Genomic DNA, 16,699 nt, shown 5'->3' on the forward strand with positions numbered 1-16,699 from the left:
AACAAAGGGGGTTCAGCGGATGCAGGCCTTCGTCCGCATCAGGAACGTGTCCAGGTAGTCGTCGTGCGGGATGCCCGGCGGCAGCCAGTACGTGGGGTGGTCGCCGAGGTAGACGTTCGCGATGCTCGGCTCCGCGAACAGCCGGTCGACCAGCTGCTCGTCGTCGGTGACGGCCGTCAGCACGACGGTGTCCTTCAGCGGCCCGACACCGTCCCCGGGGCTCCAGGGAGCGACCCACACGCAGGGGAAGCGCAGTTCGATCCGGGTCTGCGGCGAGTCGGCGGTGGGCACCTGGTGGACGGCGGGCCGCAGCACGGCCGTGCCGTCGCCGAGGTCGTCGACGACGCCGGCGCCGCCCAGCCACGCCTTCGTACCGGTCGCGTGCCCGAGCAGCTGCTGCGACAACTGCTCCGCTTCCGCAAGGGACTTGACCGGCAGGACCGCCTTCGGGTCCTGCGCGGGCAGGCTCGGCAGGGCGGCGAGGCGTTCGGCGATCGCCTCGGCGAGCGGGGCCGGGTCGCCCTCGACGAAGACGGCCGAGGTGTTGATGCAGGCGGCGCCGCCGTGCGCGCTGATCGAGGAGACGATCGTGTCCAGGTGCTCGCGCCAGTCGACGCCCTTGCCGAGGAAGAACTTCGAGCGGCCAGGACCCTGCGGCAAAACCGTGCGCGAGGCGCCGTACTTGCGTACGACCTCGTCGCCGCCGTACACCATCGCGAGGTCGGCGCCGTTGATGACGTCGTCGGCCGTGGTGTGGTCGGTGGGCAGCAGGGCCACCCGGCCGGGGCCGAAGCCGGCCTCGCGCAGGGCGGTGACCCAGCGGTGGGCGCTGAACGGCTCGCGGCTGGAGGGGCGGACCGCGACCCGGTAGCCGAGGGTGAGGGCCTGGAGCCAAAGGGTGTGCGCGCTCGGGGTGTTGCCGGGGGCGTGCACGGTGAAGACGTGGCCGCGCCGGGCCCAGACGCCGCTGCCGTGCCGGGTGCGCGGATCGCGCCAGTCGTCCACCGCGCCGCTGGGGCGGGCGAGTTGGGAGCTGAGGTAGGCGCGGTCGGTGTACTCCACGGTGTACTTCAGCGCCCACTCGGTGGTGATCCACGGCAGCCCGGCGACCTTGCACACCGCGTGCTGGTACTCGGTGGGGCTGAGCCCGCCGACCGTCTCCGTGGCGAACGCCCGGCCCGCCCGCGCGATCGCGTCGAGCCGCTCCTCCAGCGGCAGCGGGTCGGCCTTGCGCAGCGCCGCCATCGTCCGGGCCACGAACAGCGGTGGCACTAAGCTGAGTTCGGCGAACGGCTTGCCCTGGACGTCGGGCACGGTCTGGATGTCGCGCGACCGGTAGGCCCCGTTCGGGCCCAGCGCGTCCAGCTGGATCAGGCTCATCAGTAGACCCCTTCGATGACGGCCTCGCCGCCGAAGACCCGCACGGGGGAGACGTCCGCGACCGAGTCGCCGACCTGCCCGGGCCGCCCCTGGACCCGCGTAGCGATGTCCCGGTCGAGGTTGTTGGGCAGCAGGAAACTCCGGCTGACATGGGAGAACACGACCTGCCCGCGCTCCCCGTAGGCGACCTGTTCACCGCTGTCGGGGTCGACGACCCGGTAGGTGACGTACGGCGCCGGCGGGTCGAACACGCACGAGTCGCCGTCGCCGCCCGCGCGCTGGCCGCTGCTGTGCAGGACCATCGTGCTGCCGAAGAAGCCGACCAGCGGCACCCCGGGGAACACCTCGTCGCTCAGCAACTCCCGTGTGCTGGCGTCCATATGGGCGCCGGCCCAGATGACCGCCTGCACCTTCTCGCGCACCAGCTCCGTCAACTCCTCGTCCACCGCGAGGCGTTCGAGGACCGGCGGGGTGATCGCGAGGACGCCGACGTCCTGGCTGCGCAGGATGTGCCGGGCCTGCTCCAGGAGATGGCCCGAGTAGGCGCGGGCGTCGTCCGCGCGGCCCGCGGCGATGAGCTGCTTGACCCAGCGCGGGTCCATGTCGATCGTGAAGACCCGCCCGCCCCGGTCCTTCGCCAGCCGCGCGTAGGCGTAGCCGCCGACGTGCGGGCCGGTCGGGATCAGGGTCAGCCAGTTGACGCCCTTCGGCACCCCGTGCTCGTCCAGATTGGCGCCGAACCAGGCCTGGGACTTGTCGAACCAGTCCCGCAGCAGCACGACCCGCTTGGGCCGGCCGGTCGTACCGCCGCTCTCGAAGATGCCGCAGACGTCCGCCTTCCCGCCGTAGCCGAGGGGGATCAGGTCGTCGACGGGGACGTCGCGCAGCTCGTCGCAGACGTTCGGGAACAGCGTCAGGTCGTCGAAGGACTTGACGTCCGTCAGCGGGTCGAAGTCGAGGGTCTTCGCCCGTGCCAGCCAGAACGGCGAGCCGGTCGCGGGGTCGAAGTGCCAGCGCATCGCCGCTCTGACGAACTCGCCGGGATCGGGGTCGGCCCCGATCGGCGTGTCCAGGACGGGGTCGATGACATCGGCGTCGGCCATGCTGCCTCCGGGGTCTCGCGGCTCTGCGGGGGTGGCGGTGCGGTCATTCCAGCGGCGCCGCACGGGGGCCCGGAAGGCCGCGTGCCGGTGGACGGCACGCGGCTCGCTGCGCCGGGTGAGCGCGGCACTACAGTCCCGCGCCGTACGCCCCGGACTCTTCGGAAGCGAGCCGTCCCCATGCCGCACACCGCCGTTTTAGAGAAACGCGCCACCGCCTCCCGCGTCGCCGCCGCCAGCCTCGTCGGCACCGTCATCGAGTACTACGACTTCGCCGTGTACGGCACCGCCGCCGCCCTCGTCCTCGGCCCCGCCTTCTTCCCCTCGGGCAACCCCACCGTCTCCACCCTCGCCGCGTTCCTCACCGTCGCCGCCGCCTTCGTGGCCCGCCCGGCCGGCGTGATCGTGTTCGGCTCGATCGGCGACCGCTCGGGCCGCAAACGCGCCCTCTTCCTGTCCCTGCTGGTCATGGGCGTCGCGACCGTCGGCGTCGGCCTGCTCCCGACGTACGACACCGCCGGGATCGCCGCGCCCGTCCTGCTGGTCACGCTCCGGCTGCTCCAGGGCGTCAGCATGGGCGGCGAGTGGGGCGGGGCCGTGCTGCTGGCCGCCGAGCACGCGCCGCCCGGCCGGCGCGCGCTGTACGCGGCGATCCCGCAGGCCGGGCCCGCGCTCGGGTTCCTGCTGTCCAGCGCGGTCATCCTGCCGACCCTCGCGGTCTTCGGGAAGGACGGCTTCGCCGACTGGGCCTGGCGCATCCCGTTCCTGCTCAGCGCCGTCCTGATCGGCGTCGGCCTGTGGGTGCGCTCCCGCGTCACCGAGTCCCCGCTCTTCGCCGACCGCGCCGCCTCCCCCAAGGTCCGCTTCCCGCTCGCCGCGCTGATCAGGGAGTACCCCGTCCGCCTGGTCCTCGGCATGGGCGCGGCGCTCGGCGGCTCGGCCGTCTACTACCTGGCGACCGTGTACAGCCTCTCCTACGGTACGAAGGTCCTCGGCATCCCCCAGTCGACGATGCTGACGGCCGCCAGCGTCGCCGCCGCGGCGGATGTCGTCGTGACCGTGCCCGTCGCCCTCCTCGCCGACCGGATCGGCCGGCGGCCGGTGATGATCGCGGGGGCGGTCGGGTGCGCGGTGTGGGCGCTGCCGATGTTCGCGGCGCTGGAGACCCGCGACGGGCTGCTCATCACCGGGGCGTTCACGGTCGGGCTCGCCCTGTCCGTGATGATGTTCGCGCCGGTCGCGGCCTTCCTGCCGGAGCTGTTCCCGGCGCGGCTGCGGTACACGGGGACGTCGGCGACGTTCATCCTGGCGGTGACCCTGGGCGCCGGGTTCGCGCCGCTGATCGCGACCTGGCTCAACTCGCACTGGGAGTCGCCGGTCGTGCTCGGGGTGTACGCCGGGGCGCTGTGCCTCGTCAGCCTGGGGTGTGTGCTCGCGCTGCCGGAGACGCGGGACAAGGACTTCAGCATCTGAGACTCGGGTGTGGGGTCAGGTCGTGCGGGGCAGCACCTCGTCGTACACCAGCTCAAGCCGCTTGAACCGGCGCAGTACCGCGCCGCCTTGGATCTCCGGCTCGAACCCGGGCCGGATCCGCAGCCCCGGCAGCCTGCTGTACAGCTTCGCGGCGGCGACCTGGATCTGGAGCTTGGCGAGGTTCATGCCGACGCAGAAGTGGATGCCCTGGCCGAAGGGGAGGTCGACGGGGACCTTCGTCCAGTCGCGGTCGATGAGGAACTCGTCGGGGCGGTCGTACACGGCCGGGTCGTGCATCCCCGAGCTGATCGACGCGAACACCTTGTCGCCCCACTCGACCTCGATGCCGCCGAGGTTCGCAGCCGCCGAACAGGTGCGCCACAGGCCCGAGATGGGCGGCTCGAAGCGCAGCGCCTCCGAGGCCACCGCCCGCGACCAGCCGTCGGTGTCGGAGAGGAACAGGGCCTTCTGCTCGGGGTAACGGTCCAGCAGATACGTGGTGTTGCCGATCGCGCCGATCGTCGTGCCGATGCCGGCCGCGTTCAGCAGCTGGAGGCAGCGGGCGATCTCGTCGGCCTCGAAGTAGTCGCCGTCGACCTGCGCGAAGCACAGCTGCGTGATCAGGTCGTCGCTGCCCGGGCCCGCCTCCCGCTTCTTGCGGATCATCGCGCCGAGGTAGCCCAGCCACTCGTTCAGCTCGTCGCTGTACCCGGGCTCGGCCTCGCCGTCGATGCTCGCCGTCATCAGCTCTTCCATCCGGCGGGCCGAACGCTCGTACTCCTCGCGCTCGTCGTCGGGGATGCCGAACAGCTCGGTGAGATGACCGGACGCCATCCGGGCGCCGAAGTCGTCGTACACCTCGAACGGCCCTTGCGGGCCCGCCGACTTGGTGATGTCGTCGATGAGGTCGTCGGCGTACGACTCGCTGAACTCGCGCATCTTCTCGATGCGGGACGCCGAGAGGGCCTTCACCAGGAGTTTGCGCTGGCGGGTGTGGCGGGGCGGGTCGGCCCAGCCGAGGGCCTGGTGCTCCGGCGGCAGCGGCTCCTTCAGCGGCCAGATGTTGCCCCAGGCGTTGGAGAACGTCTGATGCCCGGCCAGCACCTCCTTGACCCCCTCGTAGGTGGAGACCTGCACCGCCTCCAGCTCGGCGTTGCGCACGTACGGGCAGCGGGCCCGGTCGTGCGCCAACTCCTCCCAGGGCTCAACCGCCTTGGCCGTGTACGGCCTGAACCGCGGCTGGACGTCTTCGGCCTGGGCGTCCGTGGGACCGGTCGTCATAGGCTCTTCCTCTCAGCGTTCGAGGCTGCCGGAATTTGCTCGGCCCAAGAGTGCCCCCGCCGGCCCCCGTGACCTCCCCGGCGTGACGCGTGAATGTTCAAGGTCATCTCCTAGTGACGGTCCGGTGACATGTCTCCCTTCGAAGGCGCAGGAGATCTGATGCGGTACGAGAAGTTCGTCCCCCTTCTTTCCCGTGACGGGGACGCCTGATGGGGCGCCCGACCGTGACCGTCGGCACAGGTCCGCTCACCTTCGCCGACATCGCGACCGTCGCCCGCGACGGCGCGGGAGTCCGCCTCGGCCCCGACGCCTACGCCGCCCTGGAGAAGGGCCGCGCGGTCGTCGAGGAACTGGCCGGCGCGCGCACCCCCGCGTACGGCATCTCGACCGGCTTCGGCGCGCTCGCCACCCAGCACATCGCACCGCCCCAACGGGCCCTGCTCCAGCAGTCGTTGATCCGCTCGCACGCGGCCGGCACCGGCGCCGAGGTCGAACCCGAGGTGGTCCGCGGCATGATGCTGCTGCGGCTGTCCACGCTGGCCACCGGCCACACCGGCGTCCGCGCCGAGACCGCCGAACGCCTCGCCGACCTGCTGACGGCCCACATCACCCCCGTCGTACGGGAGTACGGCTCCCTCGGCTGCTCCGGCGACCTCGCCCCGCTCGCCCACTGCGCGCTCGCCCTCATGGGGGAGGGCGAGGTCCGCGACGCCTCCGGCCGGCTGCTCCCGGCCGGAGAGGCGCTGACCGCCGCCGGCCTCAGGCCCGTCGAGCCGCGCGAGAAGGAAGGCCTCGCGCTCATCAACGGCACCGACGGGATGCTCGCCCAACTCGTCCTCGCCATCAGCGACCTGCGGCGGCTGCTGAAGACGCTGGACATCGCCGCCGCGATGTCCGCCGAAGCCATCCTCGGCACCGACCGCGCCTTCGCCCCCGACCTCCAGGCGCTGCGCCCGCACCCCGGCCAGGCCGCTTCCGCCGCCAACCTCGTTGCGGTGATGGCCGGTTCGGGTGTCGTCGACTCCCACCGCGGCCCCGAGTGCACCCGCGTCCAGGACGCCTACTCGATCCGCTGCTCGCCCCAGGTGCACGGCGCCGCCCGCGACACCGTCGAGCACGCCGCCGCCGTCGCCGGCCGCGAACTCTGCGCCGCCGTCGACAATCCGGCCGTCCTCTTCAGCGACGGCCGCGTCGAGTCCAACGGCAACTTCCACGGCGCGCCCGTCGCCTACACCCTCGACTTCCTCGCCATCGTCGCCGCCGACGTCGCCTCCATCAGCGAACGCCGCACCGACCGCTTCCTCGACCCGGCCCGCAACCACGGACTGCCCGCGTTCCTCGCCGACAGCCCCGGCGTCGACAGCGGCTACATGATCGCCCAGTACACGCAGGCCGCGATCGTCTCCGAACTCAAACGGCTCGCCACCCCGGCCTCGGTGGACTCCATCCCGTCCAGCGCGATGTTCGAGGACCACGTCTCCATGGGCTGGGGCGGGGCGCGCAAACTGCGGCGTGCCGTCGACGGGCTGACACGGGTCGTCGCCATCGAACTCCTCACCGCCGCACGGGCGTTGGACCTGCGCGCGCCGCTGACTCCGGCCCCGGCGACGGGGGCGGTGCTGGAGCTGCTGCGGTCCTCGGGGGTGCCCGGGCCCGGGCCCGACCGGTATCTGGCGCCGGAGATCGACGGCGCGGTCGCGCTCGTCGGCTCGGGGGCGGTACTGGAGGCGGTCGAGGGTGTCACGGGAGCGCTCTCATGAGGTCTTCTTCGGAAGGGGCGTCGGTGTCCATCGCAGGGGCAGGGGTGTCCGAGCTGATCCGCCCGCTGCATGAACTCCTCCTCGGTCACGCCGAGTCGCGCGGCGACAAGGTCGCCTACTCCGACGTGCGCCGCTCGGTCACGTACGCCGGCCTGGAGCGTCGCACGGCCCGCCTCGGCGGCCACCTCGTCGGCCTCGGGCTGCCCCGGGGCGCCCGGGTGGCGATCGTGCTCGGCAACAGGGTGGAAATGGTGGAGAGTTACCTCGCCGTCCACCGCGCGGGCGGCATCGGCGTCCCGGTCAACCCGCACTCCTCCGACGCCGAGCTGCGCCACGTCCTGACCGACAGCGACGCCTACGCCGTCATCACCGACCCCGCGCACGTCAAGCAGGTCCGCGCCCAACACCCCACCGGCGCCCGCTACTTGGTCGTCACCGGAGATGTGCCGGGCACCCTGGCGTACGAGCACCTCGTCACCCACACGCCCCGGACGCCCGCCCGCGACGACCTGACCGTCGACGAACCGGCGTTCCTGCTCTACACCTCCGGGACGACCGGCCGCCCCAAGGGCGTGCTGTCGACGCTGGGCGCCGCGCTGTGGAACACCGCCAACTGCTATGTCCCCATGGTGGAGTTGTCCGCCGCGGACGCGCTGCTGTTCCCGCTGCCGCTGTTCCACACGCTCGGCCACCACCTGTGCGTGGTCGGCGTCACCGCCGTCGGCGCGTCCGCACATCTGATGCCGGGCCTGTCCGCCGCCGAGGTCCTCGACGAACTGCGCGCCCGCCCCTACACGTTCCTCGTCGGCGTGCCCACGATCTACCACAACCTCGTCCACGCGGCGGGCACCGACGGACTCACCCTGCCCGGGCTGCGGGTCTGCTTCATCGCGGGCGCGGTCAGCACCCCCGCGCTCGCCGACGCCTTCGAGGCCGCCTTCGGCGTCCGGCTCAGCGACAGCTACGGCAGCACCGAGACCAGCGGCACGATGACCGCGACCCGCCCCGGCGGGGAGCGGCTGCCCGGCTGCTGCGGACAGCCCGTGCCCGGCCTCGACCTGCGCGTCATGGACCCGGAGACCGGCACGGAAGTGCCCGCCGGCGAAGAGGGCGAGATCTGGGTCAACGGGCCCAACGTCATGCTGGGTTACCACAATCTGCCCGACGCCACCGCCGAGGTGCTGCGCGACGGCTGGTACCGCACCGGGGACCTCGGCCGGCAGAACGACGCCGGGTACCTCTGGATCACCGGTCGCCGCAACGACGTCATCATCCGGGGCGGGGAGAACGTCCACCCGACCGAGATCGAGGCCGTCCTCGACAAGGTGCCCGGCGTCCGGGAGGTCGCCGTCACGGCCGCCGCGCACGAGGAGTTCGGGGAGGTCCCGGTCGCGCTGGTCGTACCGGACCAAGACGGCCTGGACTGCGGGGAGTTGTTCGCCCGCGCCCGGCGCGATCTCGCGTACTTCAAGGTGCCGGTGGAGGTGCGGGCGGTGAGCGCCGTGCCGAGGACGGCCACCGGGAAGATCGCGCGCAAGGCACTGACGGCGCTGCCCGGACGGCTGCTCGCCGTGGCCGGTGCTCATGAGGGGCTGCATCTCATGGGGACGGGCGGGGAATTGGTGCCGGTCCAGGGCGGCGAGCTGCAAAGCGGCCTCGCGGGGCGGGAGTTCACGGTCTCGGGGGAGGGGCACGCGGAGCTGATCGCCGCGCATCTGGCGGACGCGCACGGCGCTGTCCGTGTCAAGGAATGTGCTGGGATCGGTGTCGCTGTCAACGGCAACACGGTGACGATCACCGGGGAGGCCGCCCCCACCACGCTGGTCCTGGCCGACGGCCTGTCAACTCACCAGGTCCGCAACGCCATTGACACAGCCCTCACCCACCCCGGCGCGACCTTGGTAGCAGGCGTCCGCCCCGCGCAGCCCGCCGCCCCGGACCGCCTCCCGGCCAAGGCCGACCTGGCGGGACCCGACCTGCACCGCAGGCTCACCGACCTCGTCACCGTCGAAGTCACCTCGGTCCTCGGCGACTTGGGCCCCCTCGAACCCGACCGAGCCCTGCGCGAGTACGGCCTCACCTCGGCGGACGCCGTACGCCTGCGCGACCGCATCGCCGCGGCGGCGGGCCTGCGCCTCCCGACGACCCTCGCCTTCGAGTACCCCTCGGTGCAGGCGATCGCCGGGTATCTGCACGATGAACTCACGGGCACGGCAGGAGAGTCGACGGAGGTCTCCGCTGTCGCCGAGGCCGATGACGACCCCGTGGTCCTCGTCGGCATCGGCTGCCGTTACCCCGGCGGAGTCGCGGACGCCGACGACCTGTGGCGCATCCTCGCCGAAGGCGCCGACGTCACCTCGGAGTTCCCCGAGGACCGGGGCTGGGACTTCGAGCGGCTCTTCGATCCGACGCCGGGCCGCAGCGGCACCTCCCGCACCCGGCGGGGCGGATTCCTGCGCGAGATGGCCGAGTTCGACCCGGAGTTCTTCGGCATCTCCCCGCGCGAGGCCCTCGCCATGGACCCGCAGCACCGGCTGCTCCTGGAGACCTCGTGGGAGGCGCTGGAGCGGGCCGGCATCGATCCGAAGTCCTTGCGGGACCGGCGAGTCGGCGTCTACGCGGGCCTGATCCACCACGACTACGTGACCGACCCCGACCGGGTGCCGCGCGAGCTGGAGGGGTACGTCTCCACCGGCACCGTCGGCGCCGCCGCCTCCGGGCGGATCGCCTACGTCCTCGGTCTGCGCGGTCCCGCGCTCACCATCGACACCGCCTGCTCCTCCTCCCTGGTCGCGCTGCATCTCGCGGCGCAGTCGATCCGGCGCGGTGAATGCGAACTCGCCCTGGCGGGCGGGGTGGCGGTGATGGCGACGCCGCAGACCTTCGTCGAGTACAGCAGGCAGGGCGCGCTGGCCTTCGACGGCCGTTCCAAGGCGTTCTCCGCGCAGGCCGACGGCGCGGGCTGGGCGGAGGGTGTCGGGATCGTCGTCCTCGAACGGCTCTCCGCCGCGCGGCGGGCCGGGCATCCGGTGCTGGCCGTGCTGCGCGGCTCCGCCGTCAACCAGGACGGCGCCTCCAACGGCCTTACCGCGCCCAGTGGTTCGGCGCAGCAGCAGGTCATCCGGCTCGCCCTGCGGGACGCCGGGCTGACGACGGCCGACGTGGACGCCGTCGAGGCGCACGGCACCGGGACGAAACTCGGGGACCCGATCGAGGCGGGCGCGCTGCTCGCGACGTACGGACAGGGGCGCGAAACTCCTTTGTGGCTGGGCTCGTTGAAGTCCAACATCGGGCACACGCAGGCCGCGGCCGGGGTCGGCGGCATCATCAAGATGGTCCAGGCGATGCGGCACCGCACGCTGCCCAAGACCCTCCACGCCGACGAGCCGTCGCCGCACATCGACTGGGCGTCGGGCGACGTCCGGCTGCTCACCGAGAGCGTGCCGTGGCCCGACCACGGCCGGCCGGCGCGCGCCGCCGTGTCCTCGTTCGGGATCAGCGGGACCAACGCGCACGTGATCCTGGAGGCGCCGCCGCAGGAGCCGGCCGCGCCGGTCGCCGGGGTCGAACCGGCCGCCGTGGCACTCCAGTTGTCGGGGAAGACGCCGGAGCGGCTGCGGGAGTGGGCGGGCCGGCTGCTGGCCTCCTCCGGCGGATCGGCTGTGGGCGACGGGGAGTCGGCGCCGGGTCTTGGGGAGTTCACGCCGGCCGGCCTCGCGCACTCCCTCGCCGTCTCGCGTACCCACTTCCCGCACCGGGCCGTCGTCGTCGGCGGCGACCGGGACGAACTCCTCGCCGGGCTGCGGGCCGTGGCCGAGGGCAAGCCGGCCCGGGGTGTCGTCCCTGGGGTCGCCGAGGTCGACGGGAAGACCGTGTTCGTCTTCCCCGGGCAGGGCACCCAATGGGTCGGCATGGCCGCCGGGCTGATGAGCGAGCCGGTGTTCGCGGAGTCGATCCACGCCTGCGAACGGGCCCTGAAGCCGTACGTGGACTGGTCGTTGACCGAAGTGCTCGCCGCCGACGCGGACCAGATGAAGCAACTCGCCCTGATCCACCCCGCGTTGTTCTCGGTGATGGTGTCGCTGGCCGCGCTCTGGCGCTCGCGCGGCGTCGAACCGGACGCGGTGGTCGGGTACTCGATGGGTGAACTCGCCGCCGCCTGCGTCGCGGGCGCGCTGCCGCTGGAGGAGGCCGCCCGGGTCGTCGTCATCCGCAGCCTGGTCATCGCCGAACGCGGCGCGAGCGCCGGTATGGCCGCTGTGACCGCGACCCGCGCGCAGGTCGAGTGGATGCTGGAGCGCTGGCCGGACCAGATGTGGATCGCCGGGCTCAACGGCCCGTCCGCGATCACCGTCGCCGGTGAGGACATCGCCATCGAGGGACTCCTCGCCGAGTGCGGCATGGACGGCGTGCACGCCCGCCGCATCCGCGTCGACGTCGCCTCGCACTGCCCCAAGATGGCACCCCTGGAAGGGGAGTTGCTGGAGCGGCTCGGCGAAGTGCGCACCTCCCGGCCGACGGTGCCGATGTACTCGACCGTCGACCTCGACTGGGTCGGCGCCGGCACCCTCGACGCCGCCTACTGGTTCCGCAACCTCCGCCGGCCGGTGCGCTTCCAGCCCGCGATCGAGCAGCTGGTCGAGGAAGGCTTCCGCGTCTTCGTCGAGCCCAGCCCGCACCCCGCGCTGACCGCCGGTGTCGAACAGACCCTGGAACAGCGGGGGATCACCGGCACGGTCACCGGCACCCTGCGCCGCCAGGACGGCGGCCTCGCCCGATTCCTCACCTCCGCAGGCCAGTTGTACGCCCAAGGCCACACCGGCGTACGGCTCACCCCCGGCACCGGACGCGTCGTCCCGCTCCCGACGACCCCGTTCCAGCACCGCCGGTTCTGGCTCACCGCCGCCCCCGCCGCGAAGACCCGCACAGGTCACCCCCTGCTCGGCGAACCCGTGGAGTCCGCGCGCAGCGGGGAGTTGGTGACCACCGGCCGCATCTCCCCTGTGGAACAGCCCTGGTTGGCGGACCACGGCGTCGACGGCACCTGCATCCTGCCCGGCACGGCGCTGCTCGACTTCGCGCTGCGCGCCGCCGGGGGAGCGGGCATCGGCGAACTCGTCATCGAGGCCCCGCTGGTCCTGTCCCGCGAGGGCGCCGCCGAACTCCAGGTGGTGGCCGACCCGACGGCCGGCACCCTGGAGGTCTTCAGCCGCCCCGACCAGCCGGGCAGTACGTGGCGCCGGCACGCCCAGGGCACCGCGTACGACGCCGTCGAAGCGCCCTCCGCCGGGTCGCTCCCGCCCGCCGACGCCGAAGAACTCCCCGTCGACTACGCCGACTTGGCCGCACGCGGCTACGCATACGGCCCCGCCTTCCAGGCCGTGCGCAAGGTGTGGCGCCAAGGAGCGGACCTGTGGGCGGAGTTGCGGCTCCCCGAAGAAGCCCCGACCGGCTTCACCGGAGCCGGCCTGCACCCGGTGCTCGGCGACGCCGCGCTCCACGCGCTCGCGCTGACCGAGGAACCGCAGGACGGCCACGTCGGACTGCCGTTCGTCTGGCGCGACGTCTGGGCGAGCGACCGCCAACTCACCCACGCCTACGCCCACTTGACCCCCGGTGAGGGCGACGAGTGCACCGTCTCCCTCGCCACCCCCGAGGGCGAGCCCGCCTTCCGGGGCACCCTCGCCCTGCGCAAGGTCGCCCTGCGCGACCTGACCGGCGCGGTCCCCACGGACTCGGTGTACCGCACGCGCTGGACGGACCTGTCCGTGACGGCACGGCCGGACGGCGCGCCGGAGATCTACACCCCGCCCGCAACGGACGTACGGCAAGCGGTACTTGAGACCCTCGCCCACGTCCAGCAGTGGCTCGCGGCGGACCGCCCCGACGACGTGCCGCTCCTGGTCGTCACCCGGGACGACGACCTCGCCCACGCCGCCGTACGCGGTCTGATCCGCTCGGCGCAGTCCGAGCACCCCGGCCGGTTCCTGCTCGCCGAGACCGACGGCGACCCGCGCTCGGCGGCGCGGCTCGCGGACGTGCCCGGCGCCGGGCACCCGCACGTCCGGATCACCGAAGGCCGCCTCCAGGCACCGGAGTTGACCCGGGCCGCCCCGGCGCGCGCCGCCCGCCCCGACCTCGGCAAGGGCACGGTCCTGATCACCGGCGGCACCGGCACCCTCGGCTCCCTGGTCGCCCGGCACCTCGTCACCGCGTACGGCGTCCCCAGCCTGCTGCTCACCAGCCGCAGCGGGGCGCCGGACGACGATCCGCTGGTCACAGGCCTGCGGGAGCTGGGCGCCGAGGTCACCGTCGCCGCCTGCGACGCCGCCGACCGGGACGCGCTCGCCGCCGCCCTCGACCTCGTGCCCGAGCGGTATCCGCTGGTCGGGGTGGTCCACTCGGCCGGGGTGCTCGCCGACGGCGTCATCACCGGAATGACCCCCGAACAGGTCGAACACGTGCTGCGGCCCAAGGTCGACGGCGTGCGGAACCTGCACGAGCTGACCGAAGGCGCGGACCTCGCCGCCTTCGTGCTGTTCTCCTCGCTGGCCGGCGTCCTCGGCAGCCCCGGACAGGCCAACTACGCGGCGGCCAACGCCTACTTGGACGCGTTCGCCGAATGGCGCAGGGCCGCCGGGCTGCCCGCGCAGTCGCAGGCGTGGAGCCTGTGGGAGGAAGCGTCCGGCATGACCGAGGTGTTGCGCGAGGCCGACCGGGGCGGGACGCTGCCGGACGGGACTTCGCCGATGCCGACCGAGTTCGCGCTGGCCCTGTTCGACGAGGCGCTGCGGCAGGACGACACGCTGCTCACCCTGGCCCGCTTCGACCTCGCCAAGCTGCGCGGCCGGGCGCCCGCGCTGCTGCGGGGCCTGGTCCCGGCGGCGCGGGCCACCGCGCCCACCGTCGACCTGCGCGACCTCCCCGCCGCCGAGCGGGCCGAGCGGCTGCTCACCGAAGTGCGGTCGCTGGCCGCCGAGTTGCTCGGACACGAGGGCGCCGACGCCGTACCGCCGGACCGCAGCCTCCAGGAGGCCGGGCTCGATTCGCTGGTCGCGGTGGAGCTGCGCAACCGGCTCGGGGCGCTGACCGGGCTGCGGCTGCCCGCCACCCTCGTCTTCGACCACCCCGCCCCGCAGGCCCTCGCCGACCACCTCCACCAGGCCCTGTCCGCGTGAGTGCCCGAGAGACCCAGGAGAACCCGATGTCGCAGGACCTGACCGACTTGACCGGACTGCGGGTCATGGTGACCGGAGCGGCCGGCGGGCTCGGCCGCGCCATCGCCGGCGCCGTGCACGCGGCGGGCGGCCACCTCGTCCTCACCACCCGGGACGAGGAGTCAACCGCGCGCGCGGCGGAGGGACTTGACGGGGACGCCGAGGTCGTCACCGTCGCCGCCGACGTCACCGACGACACCGAGCTGGCCAAAGCGGTCGCCCTCGCGACCGAACGGCTGGGCGGCATCGACGTGTTGGTCAACAATGCGGGCGTGCCGGGTCCGGCGGGACCGGTGTGGGAGAACGACCCGGACGAGTGGTGGCACGCCATGCGGGTCAACCTCGGCGGCGCGCTCGGCGCCACCCGGGCCGTCGTACCCGGCATGATCGAGCGCGGGCGGGGGCGGATCGTGTCCGTCTCCAGCCATGCGGGGCACACCCGTTGGCCGCACGTCAGCGCGTACTCGGTGTCCAAGTCGGCGGTGAACAAGCTGACCGAGAACATGGCGATCGAGCTGCTGCCGCACGGGATCACGGCGTTCAGCTACCACCCCGGGATCGTCGACGTCGGCCTCGGCGCCGCCGCGCCCGCCGAGGACGGCGACCCGTGGCAGCGGCGCGTGGAGACCTGGATCGCCGGTCAGCACGAGGCGGGCAACGTCGTCTCGGCCGACCGGGCGATCGGCAATCTGCTCCGGCTGGTCCGGGGCGAGGGGGACGCGCTCACCGGGCGCTATCTGACGTACGAGGACGACATCGCGGGGTTGGCGGGGGCGATGGGGCGCCGCTGAACTCCCTTACCGAGAGGGGGTGTCGCTGAACTCCCTTTCTGTGCGGCCAGGTTGATCCGGCCGCACCCAACAGCCAGCCCCGCCACCGGCGTTCACTCCCCTTACGCCGGCGGCGGGGCTACCCAACTCTCAGGCTTCCGTCGGCTCGTACGTGAACCAGTCGAACCGCACGGTCCCTTCCGCGGCGTACATCCCCAGCACCCGCCCGGTGAATCCGCCCGCGACCTCCGTCGAGAGGTAACGCCCTTCCAGTCTGGAGAGTTCGACGAAAGTCCCGTTCTCGTCCTCGATGCCGAGCACGACGTCGTCGGGCCCGTTGCGCGCGTCCCCGCCGGGGCCGACCGGGACCACGTCGACCCGCAGCACCACCGGACCCTCCGGGACCGACCGGACGGCGACGACCGACTCCAACGGGCCGACGAGCGCCCGCACATGCACCTCACCCGGCATCAACTCGACCGTGTAGAAGTGCCGTTCGTCGAGCCGCACGACCAGCCCGCCCCGGCCCTCCGTCGCGTCGGCCGACACCCGCGCGCTGCACGTCCGATGCTGCTGGCGCCGCCCGACGAACGTGACGTCGAGGGTGTCCAGCGGCCCCCGGGCGCGCAGGGTCAGCCAGCCGGGCCGCTCCTCGGTGGTGCAGTCCTCGGCCGGGCGGTGCCGCAACGACACCCAGTGCGGGGCGAGTTGACGATCGTCGAAGTCGTCGCGGGCCGGTGTTTCGACGGGCGGGTGCAGCGGCCACGGGGGAGCGGCCATCACCGGGGCCACCTCGCCGACGACCGGCCAGCCGTCCTCCCACGTCACCGGAGCGAGGAACGTCTCACGGCCCAGGACGTGCCAGCCCGGGGTGCCGCCGCCCGGCCGCACCCCGAGGAACACCATCCACCAGGAGTCGTCGGGGCCCTGGACGAGGTCGGCGTGGCCGGTGTTCTGGACGGGGTGGTCCGTGCCGCGATGGGTCAGGATCGGGTTGGCCGGGCAGGGCTCGAACGGGCCGTCGGGGCGGCGGGAGCGGGCGACCGAGACGCCGTGGCAGCGCTCGGTGCCGCCCTCCGCGATGAGCAAGTACCAGTAGTCGCCGATGTGATGGAGGTGCGGCGCCTCCGGGGCCTTCGCGCCGGGCGACCCCGACCAGGTGCGGCGCGGCTCCTCCAGCGTCTTGCCCGAGTACGGGTCGAGGCGGACCTGGCTGATCCCGGCGACCGTGCACCAGCAGGTGCCGTCCTCGTCCCACGCCAGGTCCGGGTCGATGCCGTGCACCCCCGGCAGCGGCACCGGATCCGACCAGGGGCCCGCCGGGTCGTCCGCCGTGAAGAGCAGATTCCCGTCCGCGCTCACGTTGGTGACGATCAGCCAGAAACGGCCGTCGTGGTGGCGCAGCGTCGGGGCGTACAGGCCGCCGGACGAGCGGGTGCCCGGCGGCAGCCTCAACTGGCTCGTCCGGTCAAGGGCGTTGCCGATCTGCGTCCAGTGCACCAGGTCCCGGCTGTGGAAGAGCGGGATGCCCGGGAAGTACTCGAAGCTGGAGCAGGCGAGGTAGTAGTCCTCGCCGGCCCGGCAGACGCTGGGGTCGGGGAAGAAGCCGGGGACGACCGGATTGCCGAAGGTCCCGGCCGGCGCGTTCGCCACGTGGAGTCCTCTCACGAGCGGGCGGAGCGGCCCGCCCGCAAGAAAGTTTCGCGCGTATCGTTACG

8 protein-coding genes are annotated in these 16,699 nt (G+C 72.9%); 4 read left to right on the plus strand and 4 right to left on the minus strand.

Features of this window, described 5'->3' with window-relative positions:
- Positions 1-12: 12 nt before the first annotated feature.
- Entirely contained in the window at positions 13-1,380 is a 1,368-nt protein-coding gene (locus ACYUD3_RS04310) for an aldehyde dehydrogenase family protein (protein WP_470963684.1), read from the minus strand.
- The gene (locus ACYUD3_RS04315) at positions 1,380-2,483 is read right to left on the minus strand and encodes an acyl-CoA synthetase family protein (RefSeq protein ID WP_470963687.1); all 1,104 of its coding nucleotides are present in this window, start codon (positions 2,481-2,483) and stop codon (positions 1,380-1,382) included. Before ACYUD3_RS04315 ends, ACYUD3_RS04310 begins: the two co-directional genes overlap by 1 nt.
- Positions 2,484-2,660: 177 nt before the next feature.
- On the opposite strand from ACYUD3_RS04315, the gene ACYUD3_RS04320 reads away from it, so the two are divergent.
- The gene (locus ACYUD3_RS04320; RefSeq protein ID WP_470963690.1) at positions 2,661-3,953 is read left to right on the plus strand and encodes an MFS transporter; all 1,293 of its coding nucleotides are present in this window, start codon (positions 2,661-2,663) and stop codon (positions 3,951-3,953) included.
- A 15-nt stretch (positions 3,954-3,968) separates the two neighbouring features.
- On the opposite strand, the gene ACYUD3_RS04325 is transcribed toward ACYUD3_RS04320, so the two are convergent.
- A complete protein-coding gene (locus tag ACYUD3_RS04325; protein ID WP_470963693.1) occupies positions 3,969-5,234 on the minus strand; it encodes a cytochrome P450 in 1,266 nt (421 codons plus the stop codon).
- A 209-nt stretch (positions 5,235-5,443) separates the two neighbouring features.
- Between ACYUD3_RS04325 and hutH the strand changes: the two genes are divergently transcribed.
- The 3 genes from hutH to ACYUD3_RS04340 are packed head-to-tail and all read left to right on the plus strand — an operon-like array spanning position 5,444 to position 15,002.
- A complete protein-coding gene (gene hutH, locus ACYUD3_RS04330) occupies positions 5,444-6,994 on the plus strand; it encodes a histidine ammonia-lyase (protein WP_470963696.1) in 1,551 nt (516 codons plus the stop codon).
- A 23-nt stretch (positions 6,995-7,017) separates the two neighbouring features.
- The gene (locus tag ACYUD3_RS04335) at positions 7,018-14,172 is read left to right on the plus strand and encodes an SDR family NAD(P)-dependent oxidoreductase (RefSeq protein ID WP_470963699.1); all 7,155 of its coding nucleotides are present in this window, start codon (positions 7,018-7,020) and stop codon (positions 14,170-14,172) included.
- Between the two features lie 26 nt (positions 14,173-14,198).
- Complete coding sequence (locus tag ACYUD3_RS04340) at positions 14,199-15,002, plus strand: SDR family NAD(P)-dependent oxidoreductase (protein ID WP_470963702.1); 804 nt, start codon at positions 14,199-14,201, stop codon at positions 15,000-15,002.
- Positions 15,003-15,131: 129 nt separating this feature from the next.
- Here ACYUD3_RS04340 and ACYUD3_RS04345 read toward each other — a convergent pair whose 3' ends face one another.
- Positions 15,132-16,634 (minus strand): glycoside hydrolase family 43 protein, encoded by a 1,503-nt coding sequence (locus ACYUD3_RS04345; protein WP_470963705.1) that lies wholly within the window; start codon positions 16,632-16,634, stop codon positions 15,132-15,134.
- Positions 16,635-16,699: the final 65 nt, after the last annotated feature.

It is taken from the genome of Streptomyces sp. AMJ-169 (genome assembly GCF_055597585.1).